The sequence below is a fragment of the Roseovarius sp. CAU 1744 genome (assembly GCF_039839345.1).
Lineage (GTDB): Bacteria > Pseudomonadota > Alphaproteobacteria > Rhodobacterales > Rhodobacteraceae > Roseovarius.
In genome coordinates, this window is record NZ_JBDOQV010000006.1 from 231,366 (window position 1) to 246,604 (window position 15,239).

16 protein-coding genes and 1 pseudogene are annotated in these 15,239 nt (G+C 60.0%); 7 read left to right on the forward strand and 10 right to left on the reverse strand.

What is annotated here, in order from left to right:
* Positions 1 to 17: 17 nt before the first annotated feature.
* Positions 18 to 659: pseudogene (locus AAFO92_RS14005) on the reverse strand (GntR family transcriptional regulator); the annotation flags it as partial.
* Positions 660 to 934: 275 nt separating this feature from the next.
* On the opposite strand from AAFO92_RS14005, the gene AAFO92_RS14010 reads away from it, so the two are divergent.
* Genes AAFO92_RS14010 through AAFO92_RS14020 form a run of 3 tightly spaced genes read left to right on the forward strand, consistent with a single transcriptional unit; the run spans position 935 to position 2,140 of the window.
* Complete coding sequence (locus AAFO92_RS14010) at positions 935 to 1,468, forward strand: hypothetical protein (RefSeq protein WP_347536151.1); 534 nt, start codon at positions 935 to 937, stop codon at positions 1,466 to 1,468.
* 3 nt (positions 1,469 to 1,471) lie between these two features.
* Positions 1,472 to 1,762: a M20/M25/M40 family metallo-hydrolase gene (locus AAFO92_RS14015; RefSeq protein ID WP_347536153.1), complete on the forward strand. Its 291-nt coding sequence runs from the start codon at positions 1,472 to 1,474 to the stop codon at positions 1,760 to 1,762.
* 39 nt (positions 1,763 to 1,801) lie between these two features.
* Positions 1,802 to 2,140: a hypothetical protein gene (locus AAFO92_RS14020; RefSeq protein WP_347536155.1), complete on the forward strand. Its 339-nt coding sequence runs from the start codon at positions 1,802 to 1,804 to the stop codon at positions 2,138 to 2,140.
* Positions 2,141 to 2,342: 202 nt separating this feature from the next.
* Here the strand turns inward: AAFO92_RS14020 and AAFO92_RS14025 are convergent, their stop codons facing one another.
* Together AAFO92_RS14025 and AAFO92_RS14030 are read right to left on the reverse strand one after the other, a co-directional pair.
* Entirely contained in the window at positions 2,343 to 3,683 is a 1,341-nt protein-coding gene (locus AAFO92_RS14025) for a tetratricopeptide repeat protein (protein ID WP_347536157.1), read from the reverse strand.
* 421 nt (positions 3,684 to 4,104) lie between these two features.
* Positions 4,105 to 4,815, reverse strand: a complete 711-nt coding sequence (locus AAFO92_RS14030; protein WP_347536159.1) for a hypothetical protein — start codon at positions 4,813 to 4,815, stop codon at positions 4,105 to 4,107.
* Between the two features lie 152 nt (positions 4,816 to 4,967).
* On the opposite strand from AAFO92_RS14030, the gene AAFO92_RS14035 reads away from it, so the two are divergent.
* Genes AAFO92_RS14035 through AAFO92_RS14050 form a run of 4 tightly spaced genes read left to right on the forward strand, consistent with a single transcriptional unit; the run spans position 4,968 to position 8,791 of the window.
* Positions 4,968 to 6,023 carry an ABC transporter ATP-binding protein gene (locus AAFO92_RS14035; protein ID WP_347536383.1) on the forward strand — a complete coding sequence of 352 codons (1,056 nt, stop codon included), beginning with the start codon at positions 4,968 to 4,970 and terminating at the stop codon, positions 6,021 to 6,023.
* Positions 6,020 to 6,931 carry an ABC transporter permease gene (locus AAFO92_RS14040; protein WP_347536161.1) on the forward strand — a complete coding sequence of 304 codons (912 nt, stop codon included), beginning with the start codon at positions 6,020 to 6,022 and terminating at the stop codon, positions 6,929 to 6,931. Before AAFO92_RS14035 ends, AAFO92_RS14040 begins: the two co-directional genes overlap by 4 nt.
* The gene (locus AAFO92_RS14045) at positions 6,924 to 7,727 is read left to right on the forward strand and encodes an ABC transporter permease (protein WP_347536163.1); all 804 of its coding nucleotides are present in this window, start codon (positions 6,924 to 6,926) and stop codon (positions 7,725 to 7,727) included. Before AAFO92_RS14040 ends, AAFO92_RS14045 begins: the two co-directional genes overlap by 8 nt.
* A gap of 38 nt (positions 7,728 to 7,765) precedes the next feature.
* Positions 7,766 to 8,791, forward strand: coding sequence for an extracellular solute-binding protein (locus AAFO92_RS14050; protein ID WP_347536165.1), 1,026 nt, complete (start codon positions 7,766 to 7,768; stop codon positions 8,789 to 8,791).
* Between the two features lie 402 nt (positions 8,792 to 9,193).
* Here AAFO92_RS14050 and AAFO92_RS14055 read toward each other — a convergent pair whose 3' ends face one another.
* Genes AAFO92_RS14055 through thiC form a run of 7 tightly spaced genes read right to left on the reverse strand, consistent with a single transcriptional unit; the run spans position 9,194 to position 15,176 of the window.
* Positions 9,194 to 9,922, reverse strand: a complete 729-nt coding sequence (locus AAFO92_RS14055; RefSeq protein WP_347536167.1) for a hydroxymethylpyrimidine/phosphomethylpyrimidine kinase — start codon at positions 9,920 to 9,922, stop codon at positions 9,194 to 9,196.
* On the reverse strand, positions 9,919 to 10,887 hold the full coding sequence (locus AAFO92_RS14060) for a HesA/MoeB/ThiF family protein (RefSeq protein WP_347536169.1): 969 nt from the start codon (positions 10,885 to 10,887) through the stop codon (positions 9,919 to 9,921). The genes AAFO92_RS14055 and AAFO92_RS14060 overlap by 4 nt, the downstream gene beginning before the upstream one ends.
* The gene (locus AAFO92_RS14065; protein ID WP_347536171.1) at positions 10,884 to 11,477 is read right to left on the reverse strand and encodes a thiamine phosphate synthase; all 594 of its coding nucleotides are present in this window, start codon (positions 11,475 to 11,477) and stop codon (positions 10,884 to 10,886) included. Before AAFO92_RS14065 ends, AAFO92_RS14060 begins: the two co-directional genes overlap by 4 nt.
* Positions 11,477 to 12,244, reverse strand: a complete 768-nt coding sequence (locus AAFO92_RS14070; protein ID WP_347536172.1) for a thiazole synthase — start codon at positions 12,242 to 12,244, stop codon at positions 11,477 to 11,479. Before AAFO92_RS14070 ends, AAFO92_RS14065 begins: the two co-directional genes overlap by 1 nt.
* 1 nt (position 12,245) lies before the next feature.
* On the reverse strand, positions 12,246 to 12,443 hold the full coding sequence (gene thiS, locus AAFO92_RS14075; protein WP_347536174.1) for a sulfur carrier protein ThiS: 198 nt from the start codon (positions 12,441 to 12,443) through the stop codon (positions 12,246 to 12,248).
* The gene (locus AAFO92_RS14080) at positions 12,412 to 13,380 is read right to left on the reverse strand and encodes an FAD-dependent oxidoreductase (RefSeq protein ID WP_347536175.1); all 969 of its coding nucleotides are present in this window, start codon (positions 13,378 to 13,380) and stop codon (positions 12,412 to 12,414) included. Before AAFO92_RS14080 ends, thiS begins: the two co-directional genes overlap by 32 nt.
* Positions 13,377 to 15,176, reverse strand: coding sequence for a phosphomethylpyrimidine synthase ThiC (gene thiC, locus AAFO92_RS14085; RefSeq protein ID WP_347536177.1), 1,800 nt, complete (start codon positions 15,174 to 15,176; stop codon positions 13,377 to 13,379). Before thiC ends, AAFO92_RS14080 begins: the two co-directional genes overlap by 4 nt.
* Between the last annotated feature and the right edge of the window lie 63 nt (positions 15,177 to 15,239).

Below are 15,239 nucleotides of genomic sequence, written 5' to 3' on the forward strand. Positions count from 1 at the left end.
AAGCGCAAGCGCTTCGGTCAGGTTTGAGGTAAGCTTTGGTGAAGGCTGGATTGCCGATGTGTCTGCCGGGAATCTGACCTGTAGAACGCTGCCCCCCAATCGAATTCCGCACGCACGATTGACGCGAAATCATTCACACGCCCGTCTCGGATAGCTTCAACAAGCTGCTTGTGACCTGTGTTCCAATCCGGATCCGCGGTGATTGACTCTTGCAGCCCCAGATAAAGGGACGGGCCAAATTTCATCCAGAACTGCTCGATCATCGAAACCATATCGGGATTGTCTGCTTTCCTGTAGAGCAGGAAATGAAAACGATGGTTGTCGGCCATTTAGGCGCGAAAATCCCGAAACTTCAGGTGCGCATCCATCCGCTCGCAAAGCGCGCTCAGTTCATCCAGCATATCAGACGTCAGCTCGTTGTGCGCCTCTTCGACCGCTGCGCTCTCCAGCAACGCGCGCAGCTCAAACAGGTCCGCGGCGCGCTTGTCGCTCAGGCTTGGGACATTGAACGCCTTGGCGGCGGCACTTTGGATCGCGCTCTCGGATGCCAAACGCTTGAGTGCTTCACGAACCGGCATCGTGCTGGTGCCGAATTCGACGGCAAACTTGCGCATCGAAAGCCTGTCACCGGGCAGATAATGACCAAGGATCAGGCGAGTTTTTAGCTCGGCCTATATGCCGTCAGACAGCGACGTATTTTTCGGGGTAGAGGGGCCTTTCATGTCGGCAAAATGGCATGAATGGTCTACGCAAGGCAATCTGAGAAGCACCGTCGCGTTGACGCGCCGCGCGACACTCAACTTTTGAACCACCAGCGGTGATAGGCCCGCGCGCCATCCATCTGCCAGCTTGCGGCGAGTTGTACCGGCATGCTGACCTTGTCGTTCGTGGCATAGACGAAATTCGTGAACATCGGCAGGATCGTAGGGGCGCGGTGCGATGCCGGGCCAGCAGGGCATGCTGGGCGAGATGCGATAATCGTTGCCAACAGTCCCGGCACTGGATGATGGATGTGGAACCGGCCCCTTTCTACAAGAAGATCGTGGAGTTCAACGGCAATTGCGACAGGCTTCAGCATTACGAGCTGCGCTATCCCGGTCACGCGATCATCTGCGCGGTCTTTACCCCCGCAGGGACCGGCGGAGAGGACGGACCACTGCACGGCAAGAGCTTCATCATGGTCAACTATAATTTCATGACGCCGGAAACGGCGGGCCGGACACGGTATTACTGGTTCCAACTGCGCAATATGCGTCCCGATGACGAGGAATTGTCGAAAATGATGAGCGATGACGTCAAACACGCGTTTGAGGAGGATCGCGATGTTCTCAACGCTTTGCAGAAGGGGATGTCGGGCAAGAAGACCGGGCATATCGACCTGCCGATCGACGGCGGACAGCTTCGATTCCGGCGTCAGCTTGAGGTACTGATCGATAAGGAGCGCACGGTAGACGCCGCGTTGGCCTGACCGATGGCCGATCTTGCCACGGTCCTGACCATTCTCGATGATCTGGTCGCCATACCCACGATGCCGGGTGGTATGGTGCTGTCGGGACATCTGGATGTTGTCAGCACCGAGGGGCAGGATTGGGCCAGCGATCCGTTCCGTCCGCGTCGGGAAACAGGCCGGGTTTATGGCCGTGGTGTGACCGATATGAAAGGGATTGTCGCCTGTGCCATCGCGGTCATGGAGGAACCATCCCGCCAGGCATTGTCGCGGCCGCTGTACCTCGCGCTTTCGGCGGATGAAGAAAGCACGTGACAATCCGCGATCAGCCTTGCAGCCCTTGCTGCCCAAGAAATGCCGGCACCGCGCGGTGTGCTGGTGGGCGAACCGACCCGCCTGCGGTTGGCAAACCAGCACAAGGGCTCCTACACTTGTGCGGTTGACGTGACCGGCCGTGCGGCGCATGCCAGCCTGCGCGAGCATGGCGCCAGCGCAACCGCGCTTGCGCCACGGATGATGATCTGGATCGACGATCAATCCGCCCGCGCCCATGGGCCATCCGCCTGGCGCCCGGCGACAACCTGGCAGGGATCGAGCGCGGTTTTCTGGCTGAAGCCGACAGGCGGCTGGCGGCGCAGAGGAAACGGGCACCGGAATCCTGCGGGCTACTACTCAAACGGCTTCAATGAATGAGAGGGACGGCCCAATGCCCCTGCCTCTTCGGGGCCGCCATGACGCTGTTTGGCGCCTGACTAACTTATGATCTTTGGCCTCGCCCTGGCCTTTCTGAAATGTGTGCCATGGCTCTGCCTCGGATACGCTCATCGCCCTGCCCGAACCAGGTGTCGGGCAAGACGATCCGGGCCAAGCAGCCCCCCGGGTTCTCCAGCGCAGTTCACTCTGCCGCGACAAGGCCCTTGCCAGAGGCGCTGGTGCGCGTCAGGAAACCCTTGTTGATCGGACTGTGCGGCTTCACCGCCAGTCGCTCGGCGGCCAGCGCTTCCGCGGCGCTGCGCGTGCCCGACCGTACCGCTGCCTCGGTCAGGGTCCAGTCGATGATGTCGCGCTGCGCGTGGCTCCCTCCGAAAGAGTTTGCGACGTATCGCGCCGGGTGTAGGTAATCGACCGCTTCGTCGTAACGCCCTTCCGAGAAGGCGCGGAACCCCTGGATCAGCGGCATCCCGGTGATTTGCGCCCAACGGGCGGTTTCGCCTCCGGTGTCACCGGCAGTCCGATACTGATGCAAAATCCGGTCGACCTCGCTTTCGCGGCGTGCGCCCAGATAGGCCATCGCGGCGTGCCAGTCATTGAAGGGATAGAGCCGGCCATCCGCATGAGCGTCCCAGCACCGAGCCACCTCGGCCCAGCGATCGCCGACATCGTGGCCTTCCATGTGCAGCCGCCAAAGCAGGGCAGATGCGTCGACAAGATCCAGCGCAACCTCGCTTTCGTCAACGCGAATCCGGGCATCATAAAGCTGCATGACCGTTTCGGCGTGACCCAAGTCGAGATGGTAGAGCGCGTTGTGCCACCAGTTGTGCACCTTGAAGAAATTGTCGTCGCCGGACCAGTGAGATTCACGCGACGCCATCCACCGGGTGCCTTCCTCGGCGCGTCCCTGCATTTCAAGCACATGCGCAACCGCGTGATGTGCCCAGCAGTCGAGCGGATCGCGCTCGACCGCCTCACGACCGATGGCCTCGGCGCGGGCGTAATCCCCCGCTTCCTCCAGACCGAAGGCATACATGCCCAGAAGGTTGGCATAGCCGGGTTGGTCTTCTGACCATGTCGGCAGCACCCGCGCAATCCGGTCGCGCAGGTTGCGTGCGTTTGCACGGTAGAAATCCATCAGGTGACCCGCCTGCAAACCGACGATGTCATGTGGAAATTCCATGTTGTGGCGGTCAAGCCGGGTCGCCGCTTCGGTCCAGTTGTTGTCGAGAAGCGCCTCCAACGCTGCCAGATGGGACAATTCGGTTTCGGTCTTCGCCAGGGGTTTCGTCATCTCCAGGATGGATCTGGCTTCGGTGGCTGCCTCCGGCTCTGTCGCCAGGCCAAACAGGTAGGCCTTGAGGATATGCGCCATCGCAAATTCGGGCGCGGCCTCGATCGCCTGGTCGACCAGCGCCACAGGGTCGCCCCGGTAGATGTTGAACGCCCTTACCGCGGCGTCGAAATGCACGACCGCGGCCTCGTTTGCACCGCTTGTGTCTTGTGAATGCAATCTGTCTTTCATTTTCTACTCCGTGAACAAATTGGTTGAACTCAAAGCCCTTCCACCTCTGCCGACAGCCTTTCGGCACGGCAGCACTTCAGGGGCTCAACGATGTAAAAGGCAATAAACCGAATTGCGTTCGCCGAGCAGTGTACTTGTGGGTTGGTCCGAGGAATAAAATTTAACGTCTTTAAATCAAAACGTTATACTTGTTTCCGGTGTGAAATGCTGCCAGCGGCAAATTGAAAGACCGCCCGAAACTGGACCGCAGGTACAGTACCTGTGGTACAGTTCCACCGACGAAAGCGGGTACCGGGGACAAAGAGTGGCGAATCCAAGCACGCAGACGCGGGAACAGATCCTGGAGGCGGCAGAGGCGGCGATACTGGCGAAGGGGTTTTCCGCAACTTCGATTGATGAGTTGATCGCCGAGGTTGGGATCTCAAAGAGCGGCTTCTTCTATCACTTTCGGGACAAGACGAACCTGGCGCGCGCCCTGCTTGAACGCTACATCGATCAGGACGGCCTGGTTTTTGACCAGGTTTTCGCTGAGGCCGACGAACTGAGCGAGGATCCGCTGCACAGCCTTCTGATTGCGCTCAAACTTCTGGCCAAGGTTTTCGAGGATCTTCCAAACGGTCATCCCGGGTGTATCGTGGCTTCGGTCTGTTATCATGAACAGCTCTTTGATCAGGAGGTGCGCGATATCAATGCCAAGGCGGTCCTGTGTTGGCGCGAACGATTCCGCGAACGCATCGAGAAAATCGCCGCCCGTTACGAGCCACGGATCAAGGTCGATCTCGATGACCTTGCCGATATGTTTTCTGCCGTCGGCGATGGCGGCATCATCCTGTCCAGGGTCATGGGTGACAAATCGCTGTTGCCCAAACAAATGCTCCTCTACCGTGATTTCATCCGGTTGGTTTTTGACCCCGCCTGAGGGATTACTGCACCTGATTTTCGGAAATCCATTGTCGAAATCGCCTGCAACAGGCCGCATGTCTGGCTGGTAACGTGCGTGTTTCGGCGCGAACCGGACATTCAGCTCAGCGTCACCTGGAATGGTGCTGGTTTCCCAAACCGGAATTCGTTCAACTTCGCAGGTTCCTCGGGGGTGCAGGGTCGTCATGCGGGCGGAACCGTCCGCAATCATTGATCTGTTCCATGGTCGCCCTGCCCGCTTGTCGCTTATGTCAGGCAGTTTGCCACAGGCCAGCGAAAGTTGCGTACACGGCCCTCTTGTCAGCACGAGTCATATCGGCTCAACTGACCCGGAGAAACGGAGGGACAGCCTTGAGTTCAGTAATTGCGGTCGAGACTCGCGCCGCGTGTAAAGAATATGGCACCGGCTCACATACGGTTCGCGCGTTGGATGGGGTATCGGTCAGTATCGAACAGGGTGAGTTCTTTACCTTGCTGGGCCCCTCGGGATGCGGAAAGACGACACTTTTGCGATTGATTGCGGGATTCGAGGTACCCACCGACGGTCAGATCCTGCTTCACGGCCAGGACATCACGACAGATCCCCCCAACACGCGCCCGGTCAACACAGTCTTTCAAAGTTACGCACTGTTTCCCCATCTCAACGTTGCGGAGAACATTGGGTTTAGCCTCAAGATGCTCGGGCGCCCCCGGTCCGAGATCAGGCAGGCCGTCGACAAGATGCTCTCGCTTGTGCAGCTAGAAGACTTTGCGGCCCGCAAGCCGCAGCAATTGTCGGGCGGACAGCAGCAGCGCGTGGCACTGGCGCGCGCCTTGGCGCCGGAACCCAAGGTCTTGTTGCTGGACGAGCCGCTATCGGCGCTTGATCTTAAACTGCGCAAGGAAATGCAGCTTGAACTCAAGCGGCTGCAGGTCGAAACCGGTATCACCTTCATCTTCGTGACCCACGATCAGGAAGAGGCGCTGACGATGTCCGACCGGGTCGCCGTGATGCAGTCCGGCGCAGTCCTGCAGATCGGGACGCCGCGGGAAATCTACAATCATCCGGTAGACCGTTTTGTTGCCGATTTCATCGGAGAAACCAATTTCCTGTCAGGCCGCATCGAAAAGGATCAGGTCCGGCTGTCATCAGGAGAGTTGCTGGCCGTGGTCACCGAAGGCCATGAAGGAGAGGTGACACTGGCGGTGCGCCCCGAACAGGTGCGCCTCTGTTCAGCCGAAGAAAGCGCCAACCTGTCGGCCACGATCACCGACACGGTCTATTTCGGGACCGATACGCATTGCCACATGAGGTTGGCCGATCAGACGGAAATCGTGGCACGGCTGCAAAGCCCGCCCTCCGGAGAGATCGGTCTGAAACGGGGGGAGACGGTTGGCCTCAGATTTGCGCCCGGCGCATTGCAGGTGCTGGATTCATGAGCAGCGCCGCCGAAGAACTGGCTGACCGCAAGGCCAGGCGCACATCCTGGCTGCTGTCGGCGCCCGCACTCTTCGTGCTGTTTTTCGCGGCGTCCGGGCCGCTTATCATCATCCTTGTCTATTCCTTCCTCACCAAGGGGAAATACGGCAATGTCGACTGGGTATTCTCGCTCGATGCGTGGATCGGAATCCTTTATTCGCGCGATATCTTCGACGGCACGTACAAGCTGGCCGATGCGCATCTGCTGATTTTCTGGCGATCACTGAAACTTTCGCTCTACACGACGCTCTTCGCCTTTGTCGTCGGGTTTCCGACCGCCTGGTACATTGCAACCCGCAGCCAGCGGATGCGGACGATCCTGCTGTTCCTGATCACCATCCCGTTCTGGACCAACCTTCTGGTGCGCACTTTCGCCGTCAACCAGATCATTCGCAACGAGGGCGTATTGAACACGTTTCTGATGTGGACCGGAGCGATCAGCGAGCCAATCCAGATCATCTATACCGATTTCGCGGTCTTCATGGGGATGACCTATGTCTATCTGCCTCTGATGGTCCTGCCGCTCTATGCCACGATCGACCGGTTCGACATGCGCCTGCTGGAGGCGGGCTATGACCTTTACGCCAGCCGCTGGCAGGTCTTGCGAAACATCGTGCTGCCGATCGTCAAGCCCGGGATCATCGCGGGGTCGATCCTTGTCTTCATCCCGTCGCTCGGGGCCTATGTGACGCCGCGCATCCTGGGGGGCGGGCGCAACATGATGATCGGCAATTTTATCGAGCTACAGTTCGGCGCCGGCCGTAACTGGCCGCTCGGGGCGGCCCTGTCAGTGACGCTGCTGATCGCCGTCGCCGCGGCCCTTTTCGTCTATATCCGATATGCCAACCGGGATAACGGCCATGGCTGAGCGCGCGTTCTCCGTCTCTCGCCTGCCAGGTTTCGGCGCCGTCGCGATCACGGTGCTGGTGCTGCTTTACCTGCCCATCGTTCTGCTGGTGCTGTTCGCGTTCAATGCAGGCCCGTCTCCGGCCGTATGGGAAGGATTCTCGCTGCAATGGTTCCCGCGCGCCTGGGCCAACGAACAGGTCAAGGATGCCACCATCAGATCCCTGATCATCGCGACCGCGGCGGCGGTCATCTCGACCTCGGTTGCTGTACTGGCGGCGTTGGGCACGACGCGGCGAAAGCGGACCGGCGGACAGACCTTTGTCTATCTGATGATAAACCAGCCGCTGATGGTGCCAGAGATCGTGACCGCCGTGGCCCTGTTGATCCTGTTCGGCTTTATCAAGGTTGCAACCGGTTACCAGGGTCTGGGCTATCTGATCATCGCGCATTCGGCCTTTTGCATTCCCTTCGCCTACCTGCCGATCCGGGCGCGACTTGAAGGGATGGACGTCACGCTCGAGACCGCCGCCTCCGATCTCTATGCGACCCCCTGGCAGACATTTCGCCATGTTACCCTGCCGATGCTGGCGCCGGCGATCATTGCGGGTTTCATGCTGGCCTTCATCACTTCGCTGGATGACGTAATCATATCTTTGTTTGTAAAATCAGCAGGTCAGGATACGCTTCCGACTTATATGCTGGGTCAGATTCGGCGGAATTTCACCGTCGAGGTAAACGCGATTTCAACCCTGCTCCTGGGGCTTACGGTGGTCATGCTGACCGGATTTTTCCTGCTGACCCGCAACAAGGATTGACGGCCTACTAATAAACGAAAACCAACAGGGAGACGAAAATGAAAAGAATGATGTCCGCCATAGGGGCATTGCTGGCCAGCACGGTGTTCGCCAGCGCCGAGGGCGAATTACAGCTGTTCAACTGGGGTGATTACACCAGCCCGGAACTGCTGGAGAAATTCGAAGCCGAGACAGGGATCAAGGTCACGGTTTCGGACTATGACAGCAACGATACGGCCTTATCCAAGGTTGAGGCTGGGGGAGGCGGTTATGACCTTGTCGTACCATCGGCCAACTACATCCCGATCTATGTTGAAAAAGGGCTGATCCAGCAACTGGATCTCAGCAGGCTTCCGAACCACGAAAACATCGCCTCCCAATGGCTGGATGTGCCCTGGGATCCGGGCAGAACCTACACCATTCCGTGGCAGTGGGGCTCGGTGGGTATCGCCGTGAACGAGGATACCTATTCCGGCGACATCAATACCTCGGCGATGTTTCTTGACCCGCCCGAAGAGCTGGTCGGCAAGATCAACGTTGCACCGGAAATGAACGATGTTCTGTCGCTGGCGCTGATGTATGTCGGCGGTGAACCTTGCACCGAAGACACCGAGGTGCTGAAAAAGGCCCGTGACGTGCTGATGGCGGCCAAGCCGAAATGGCAGTCGATGGATTACGGCGCGACACCCAAGCTTGCCGCCAACGACATGCTCGCCTCGGTCTACTGGAACGGCGCCGTCTTCCGCGCGCGCCTTCAGAACGACAAGGTCAAGTTCGGCTATCCCAAGGAAGGCTTTCCGCTGTGGATGGATTCGGTCGCGCTCTTGTCCGATGCCAAGAATATCGACGAAGCCTACCAGTTCCTGAACTTCATCATGGAGCCTGAAAACGCCGGGCTGATCTCGGCCTTTGCACGCTATGCCAACGGGATCGAAGGGTCCGAGGCATTCATGCCCGCAGACATGGAAGACGCACCGGAAATTGTCATTCCGGACGAGCTGAAATCGGCGGGTAAATTCCTGCCGACTTGCTCGCCCAAAGCGCTGGAATACTACACCGCGATCTGGACCGAGCTGCGAAAATAACACCGAATGTGACAATCTTTATGCGCCGGTAGTGAATGAAGCCACCGGCGCATATTTTTTCGAACGGTCCTGGCCAGGTCAACATTACCGCGCCGTTCGGATAACCGGCGTCATGGGTTTTCGCTTGGATCGGCGCGCAAGCGAGCTTCGGACCAGCCCCACTGCCTCTGCCAAATCCAGGCATTGTTTGCCGCATGTTCAATAAATGGCTTCGTTTACGTTCCAAGCCGAACAGCAACAAAGAATCGCTGTTTTCTGCGCGAAAGTTGTGCCGGGCATCCGAACTCGGACCGCGCTATGGGCGCGCTGCTCTGCAACGCCTCATGGCGTGAATCAGCCCGAAGGAATTGATGCCGCCCCGAGGGTGAATGCCAGGTTAGGCGAATTCTGTTTTGGTGGAATTCAATACGCGGCTGCCTCGCGGAACCAGCCGTGTATGAATTTCTTTGCCATCAAACAGGCCGGATAAAGATCATACCCTTCGGCAAGGCCGCAGGCGATCGCGGTGGCCAGCGCACATCCAGTGCCGCGCAAGGTTGTTTCAAACCTGGGTGTCGCCAAGACGTGCCTTTCGGACCCGCTGAACAGGTGGTCGGCAGAGGTCTCGCCCGTTGCGTGACCTCCCTTAATCAACACAGCCTCTGCCCCCTGGGACAGGAACCACGCTGCCTGGGTCGCGATTTGGGCATCCGTGTTTGCCAGAGCGCAGCCTGCAAGAGCTGCGGATTCGGGCAGGTTGGGGGTGATCAGTCGGGCCTGTGACACCAGCCTTCGGGGAAATCGGCCGGACATGAGCTCTCCCCCGGAACTTGATCTGAGGACCGGATCGACGACGAGCGGACAGGATCGTCCACGAATTTCATGGGCGACGGCCTCGGCAATTCCGCTGTTGCCCAACATCCCGATCTTGATCGCGGCGGGGTCGGTTGTGGTCAGTGCGGTCTGTATCTGGCGCACCACCAAATCCGCGGGCATGACCTGCGTAGAAAACAGTTTTTCATTCGATTGCGCGGTAACGGCGGTAACGATGGGGAGCACGTCAAACCCAAATGTGCGGGCGACTAAGGCGTCACGGGTCAGGCCCGCGCCCCCGCTGCTGTCCGTGCCACCGACGATCATTATCGTTTTCATGTACAGGCTTTCGCGGCCAGCAGGGCAAGCTTGGCGGGGCCCCGGGCCTGCAATGCGTGCGCCGCCCGCCAGGCCCGCAAGCCGGTCTGACAGCACAGGACCATTCTTTGCCCCGGAACCGGCGCGCGCGATAGCAGGTCGGATTCCGACAGGCGAATGGCCCGGTCCGTGATCTTGTCCGGTGCCTCGAATTGATCCCTAAGTTCAACGATCAGATCGCTGTCACGGACCATATGAGTCGCGATGAAGGGGATAGCATTTTCGGGTTCGGGACTTCCCAGAAAGGTGAACCCGCCAAAACGCAATGCAGCAAGATCGGCTGTGACCATGTTGCCCAGCGCGGACGGTTCCGCCGCCAGAAGCACGCGAAGCGCGATCTGGGCCTGCAGGGTCCCGATGACGCCGACCACCGGCCCCAAGACACCCGCTGTTGCACAGGTCGCGCCTGTTGTTGGAAGCTCTGGAAAAACCGCGCGCAAAGAGGGTGCGACGCCGCAAAACCCGCCGACATAGCCCGTTTGGCCCAGAACACTTGCCGAAACAAGCGGTGTTCCGGCCGCCAGGCACACATCAGACAGGATGTAGGAAACCGCAAAGCTGTCAGCCGCGTCGATCACCAGATCCGCCATTGCCGCGACCTTTGGGGCCATGCCGGGGCCTATTGCCGTGACATGCGCCTCTGCCTTGACCTGCGGATTAAGTGCGCACAGGACATCGCGCGCCGCTTCCGCCTTGGGCCTACCCAGGTCCGCCATTCCATAGATCGGCTGACGGTGCAGGTTGCTTTCCTCGATAGTGTCCGGGTCGAAGATCATGATCTGCCCGACACCGGCGCCCGCGAGGTATTGCAACACCGGACAGCCAAGGCCGCCGGCGCCCACCACGGCCACACGGGCGTTGGCCAGCCTTGCCTGACCGGCCTGGCCGACCTCGGGCAGTTGCATCTGGCGCACATATCGATTCATGATCTGCACACCCGAAGCCATTCGCGGACGCGTGCCGCGGGGTCGGTTGCTTGCTGGATGTCAGTCACCACCGCAACACTATCCGCTCCGGCAGCAAGAGCACCGGCTGCACGCTCAGGTGTCAGCCCTCCGATGGCAACCAGCGGTGTAGCCCCTGCCCTTTCCTTCCAGCGGGACACGCGGCCCAATCCCTGTGGTCCCCATTTCATCTTTTTCAGCAATGTCGGATAGACCGGGCCAAGCGCCACATAGGCGGGATCAAGCGACAAGGCACGGTCAAGTTCAGCTTCGTCATGGGTGGATAGGCCGAACTGCACGCCAGCCCGGCGCAGGGCAGCGAAATCGGTGTTATCCATGTCCTCCTGCCCCAGATGGACGAAGCCACAGCGTAAATCCAGCGCCATCTGCCAGTAATCGTTCACAACCAGCCGGGCACCATGTAGGGCACAGAAATCGCGCGCGCGCGCGATCTGACGACGTATCTCGGGTGTTGGGCAATCCTTGATCCGCAATTGTACCAGCTTCACGCCCTGCGGCACCAAAAGCTCCAACCGCTCCACGTCGCCGACAATCAGGTAGAAGCGCTCCATCACATCAATTCCGCGATACCCAGAACCGGGGTGGAGGGGACCGCAATATCGCGTCGCTCGATCGGGTCGGCGGCATGGCCTGCGCGCCCGGCCTCAACCGCCAGCGCCATGGCCCGAGCCATGCCCACCGGGTCGCCTGCCCTGGCCACCGCCGTGTTGAGCAGGATCGCGTCCATACCCAGCTCCATTGCCTGAACTGCATCAGACGGCCGCCCGATCCCGGCATCAACGATCAAGGGCACCCCGGGGAAATGCGCGCGCATCGCGCGCAGGGCATCGGGCGCGCGCAATCCCTGGCCGGATCCGATCGGCGCGCCCCAGGGCATCAGCACCTGACACCCGGCTTCCAGCAGCTTTTCGCCGACAACCAGGTCATCCGTCATGTATGGAAAGACCTTGAAACCGTCCGCTACCAGGATATTTGCGGCCTCAACCAGGGCAAAGACATCCGGTTGGAGATTGTCGGCATGACCAATCACTTCTAGCTTGATCCAGTCGGTGGCAAAAACCTCTCGGGCCATTTGTGCCGTCGTCACGGCCTCTTGTACCGAATGGCACCCGGCGGTGTTGGGCAGGATACGTGTGCCCGTTGCGCGCAGCATATCCCAGAACGCCGCGCCCGTGCCGTCAACCGTTTCACGGCGCAGGCTGACGGTGACAACCTCGCAGCGACTGACGGCAATCGCCTCTTGCAGGATCGCGGGCGACGGGTACTGCGCGGTTCCCAGAAACAACGGCAAGGTGATCTCGGTGTCGTAAACGCGCATCTCATCCGCCCTGCATTGGCGCCAGCACTTCCAACTGGTCGCCTGTGGCCAATAGTATCGTGTCGCGTGCGCATGTCGGCACGAACCGACCGTTCAACGCCGTGGCAATGGCTGGGCTGGCAAAGCCAAGCTCGGCAAGTGCCGCACCAAGCGTTTCGGCGGAAATGTCATAGGGTTTCGCATTCACTGTGATTTGCATGGGACGTCTCCGGAAAGAAATGTCGGGCCACCCTGACCGCCATGGCTGGGGCCAGCAGGAAGCCGTGGCGGTAAAGCCCGTTCAGGTGCAGGATGCCGCCTCGTTGCACGAGACGGGGGAGGTTGTCGGGAAAGGCCGGGCGCAGGCCGGCGCCGGTTTCGAGGACGCTGGCCTCGGCGAAACCGGGATGGATGGTAAAGGCCGCCCCCAACAATTCCGAAAGCGACCGCAAGCTCACTGCCCGCCTAGAGGAGCTTTCGATCATCGTGCCGCCAATCATGAAGACCCCTTCCCCGCGCGGCACGAGGTAAAGCGGGATGCGCGGGTGCAACAGGCGAATGGTGCGTCCAATCGCGATTTCGGGACACTGCAGAATTGCCATCTCACCCCGCACCGGGCGCAGGTCCGGCAGCGGGGCGTTGATGCCTCGGCAATCCAGGTCCACGCGATCCGGCGACCTGGTGCCAAGGAGGATTTCAACACCCTGGGCCTGCGCGGCTCTTGCCAGGTCACGAAGGGCGCGGCGCGGGTTCAGGTGAGCCTCTGATTCAAAGAACAGCCCCCGCGAAAACCGGCCTGCCAAATCCGGTTCCAGATTGCCGATCCGGGCCCCGTCCACGTTTCGGAACCCCGTTGTGCGCCGGGCGAAGCGGGCCAGTTCGGCCTGATCGCGCGGTGCGGCCACAACCAATGTGCCGTGGCGCGTGACCGGTGTGATTTCAGCCCACCAATCAGTTGCCGCAGCCCCCAGGGTGATCACCTCCTCTTCGGCGTTTTCGCGTTCACACCAGGGCGCCAGCATACCACCCGCAAACCGGGCGGCACTGCAGGCTCCGATCTCAGGTCCGGCCTCGTAAACCCGTACCGACGCCCCGGAGCGTGCAAGTTCCAGGGCCGAAGCGAGGCCGGCAAGACCGGCCCCGGCGATCGTGATCATTCGCCCGGCTCCTTGATGGGGATATACAGATCGCCCCCTTCGCGAAACTTCGCGGCCATGGCTTCCATCCCCTCTTTTTGCGCTTCGGCACGAATATCGTGGGAAATCCGCATCGAGCAGAACTTGGGCCCGCACATGGAACAGAAATGCGCCACCTTGTGCGCCTGCTTCGGCAAAGTCTGATCATGGAAATCCCGTGCCGTGTCCGGGTCGAGCGACAGGTTGAACTGGTCTTCCCAACGGAATTCGAACCGCGCCCGTGAAAGCGCGTCATCGCGGCGCTGTGCACCGGGAAGCCCCTTCGCCAGGTCGGCGGCATGGGCCGCGATCTTGTAGGTGATGACCCCGGTCTTCACGTCATCCCGGTCAGGCAGGCCAAGATGCTCTTTCGGCGTCACGTAACACAGCATCGCGCAGCCGTACCAGCCGATCATCGCCGCCCCAATTCCGCTGGTAATATGGTCATACCCCGGAGCGATGTCAGTGGTGAGCGGCCCAAGCGTATAGAACGGCGCTTCGTGGCAGCATTCCAGCTGCTTGTCCATGTTCTCCTTGATCTTGTGCATGGCGACATGGCCCGGACCTTCGATCATCACCTGGCAATCCTTGGCCCAGGCGATCCTGGCCAGTTCGCCCAGGGTTTCCAACTCCGCAAACTGCGCCTCATCATTGGCATCCGCGATCGAGCCGGGACGCAGCCCGTCGCCCAAAGAGAACGACACGTCATAGGCGCGGCAAATGTCGCAGATTTCTTCGAAATGCTCGTACAGGAAGCTTTCCTTGTGGTGATGGAGGCACCATTTCGCCATGATGGATCCGCCGCGCGACACGATGCCGGTCACCCGGTTGACCGTCATCGGCACCATGTGCAGGCGCACACCGGCGTGGATTGTAAAGTAATCCACCCCCTGTTCGGCCTGTTCGATCAGCGTGTCGCGGAACACTTCCCAGGTCAGATCCTCGGCGATGCCGTTCACCTTCTCCAGCGCCTGATAGATCGGGACAGTGCCAATCGGCACCGGGCTGTTACGGATGATCCATTCACGCGTGTTGTGGATGTTGCGCCCGGTGGAGAGGTCCATCACCGTGTCCGCACCCCACCGGATGGCCCAGACCAGCTTGTCCACTTCTTCCTCCATGCTGGAGGTCACAGCCGAGGTTCCCATATTGGCATTGACCTTGACCAGGAAGTTGCGCCCGATGATCATCGGTTCGCTTTCAGGGTGGTTGATATTGGCGGGGATGATTGCGCGGCCCGCGGCAATTTCTCCACGGACGAATTCCGGCATCACGTAGTCGGGAATACTGGCGCCAAAATCGTTGCCATCCCGGTGACAGGGAGAGGTCTCTCGCAACTGGTTTTCGCGGATCGCCACGAACTCCATTTCCGGTGTAATGATCCCGGCACGGGCATAGGCCAGCTGGGTCGGAGCCGCACCAGACCTGCCGCGCAGCGGGCGCGGTTTAACCGGAAAATCCGGGGTCAGCCTGTCCCCCTCGGCAAAACCGTTGTCAGCAGCCGTGATCTCGCGCCCTTCATATGCTTCGACATCTCCGCGCGCATGAATCCATTCGGCGCGCAGCGGATTGAGGCCCTGCATAATGTCAGACGGCACTTCGGGGTCGGTATATGGTCCCGAGCTGTCATAAACCGGCAGCGGCGCTTCTCCCGCCGTGGGATGGGTCGAAATCTCGCGCATGGGCACGCGGATATCGGGATGAATTTCGCCCGCGACGTAAATCTTGCGCGAGGCGGGCAATTCGCCAGTGGTGATTTTCGGGTTCGGCACGTTCATTTTGGCGCTCCTCAAGCTCTAGTCTCAAAAAAACACCAGATGAGTTTGGAGAGGAGCCGAAGG